Raw genomic sequence first — 1,683 nt, forward strand, 5'->3', positions numbered from 1 at the left:
AGGTAAATCCAGAAATTCGGGATCACACCCATCCCGAAGGTGCATAAACCCATGGCCCCGATCGCAAAAGCGATGGAATGGATCCGGTTCTTGAAGCCGCCCCATGAGGCGATCCAGAGTCCGCCGCCTATCATCCCGATGGAAAAGGCGATTTCGATCGCCGTCAAGCGCCAAACATCTTCGCCGAACGAGCGCGCCACCTGCAGAGGGGAAAGGAACGACACCGGTGCCGCCATGAAGAAGGCAAGAGAAAAATAGAGGAACAGCCTTTTGATGAAGGCGTGATTTTGAATGTAGCTGAAGCCCAGCTTCATGTCCTCCAGATAATTGCTGACCTGTTCTTGGCTGGCTTTTTCATGCGTCGGGACTTTCAGCAGGAACACCATGATGGCGATTGCCAAAGCCGCTGTCACGATATCGATCATGAAAATGCCTTCCATCGGCGCAAATTGGTAAAGCGCGCCGCTGATCATCGGTGAAACCAGCATGACGACGGCCTGGATGCTGCCGTTGAGCCCGTTGATCCGGGTCAGCTCCTTTTCCGGGACGATCTGCGGCAGGATGGCGCCGACCGCCGGCATCTGGATGCCCGCCCCGACTGCGCGGATGGCCGATGTCGCCAACAGGATCCAGATCGAACGCTGCCCCGCCAAGAAAAGGAGGACCAGCACCAAAGTCGAGAGCGCGGTGATGCCGTCGGAAAGGACGATCAGGCGTTTCCGGTTATAGCGGTCGGCCCACACCCCGGCAAACGGCGAGATGAAGAAAGTCGGCAGAAAGCCGAAGATGGTCGATAGCGTCATGATGACGCCGGACTGCGTTTCCAAGGTCAAATACCAGAATATCGCGTATTGGACAAGCGACGAGCCGAACAGGGAAATCGTCTGGCTGCCCAGAAAGAGAGCGGTTTGACGCTGCCACTTTTCATATTTCATTTTGTTGATCACACTGTTTGCACTTCCTTGTTGCGGGGACGGTGATGTGTCCCCAAATTGACTGCGTTTGCCGTCCTTTTCGGAATCAAACGGCTGAACGTATGTTTCCATTCATGTTATACTATTCTCAACTAAAAGTAAAAGGATTGAAACGGATGAGCAGAGAAGAAATCAACCAAAAATTGGCGTTGCTGCCCGACTTGCCCGGCTGCTACATCATGCGGGACAAGGATGACGAAATCATCTACATCGGCAAGGCCAAAAACCTGAAGAACCGCGTGAAATCCTACTTCCACAGCAAGCATGAAGGCAAGACGCAGCTGTTGGTCGCGGACATCGACCGGTTCGAAACGATCGTCACCAAAACGAACAAGGAATCGCTGCTGCTGGAGATCAACCTGATCAAGCGTTACCAACCCAAATACAACATCAAGCTGAAGCAAGGGACGATGTATCCCTATCTGAAGGTCACGAATGAAAAGGATCCGCAGCTCCTCATTACCTCGACGGTCGAGGATGACGGCGGCATCTACTTCGGCCCCTATCCGCACGTCTACGCGGCGACCGAAACGCAGGAGTTCATCCAGAAAATCTATCCGCTGCGCAAGTGCGCCAAAAATTCTAAACGCGCCTGCCTTTATTACCATATGGGCCAATGCATCGGCTGCTGCGACCATGAGGTATCTAAAGAGGAATACGATGCCCAGATCAAACGGATCGCCGCTTTCCTGAACGGCGACGTCAAGGA

The 1,683-nt window shown here is 53.5% G+C and carries 2 protein-coding genes; one reads left to right on the forward strand and one right to left on the reverse strand.

The annotated features are described in order from the left end of the window. Positions 1-1,046, reverse strand: a 1,046-nt coding sequence (locus WBV27_RS08020; protein ID WP_424200992.1) for an MFS transporter, incomplete at its 3' end; no start/stop codon positions are given. A 44-nt stretch (positions 1,047-1,090) separates the two neighbouring features. Here WBV27_RS08020 and WBV27_RS08025 point away from each other — a divergent pair. Next, a partial coding sequence (locus WBV27_RS08025) for a GIY-YIG nuclease family protein (RefSeq protein WP_424200994.1) occupies positions 1,091-1,683 on the forward strand: 593 nt, incomplete at its 3' end.

It is taken from the genome of Trichococcus sp. (genome assembly GCF_049589555.1).
Taxonomy (GTDB): domain Bacteria; phylum Bacillota; class Bacilli; order Lactobacillales; family Aerococcaceae; genus Trichococcus.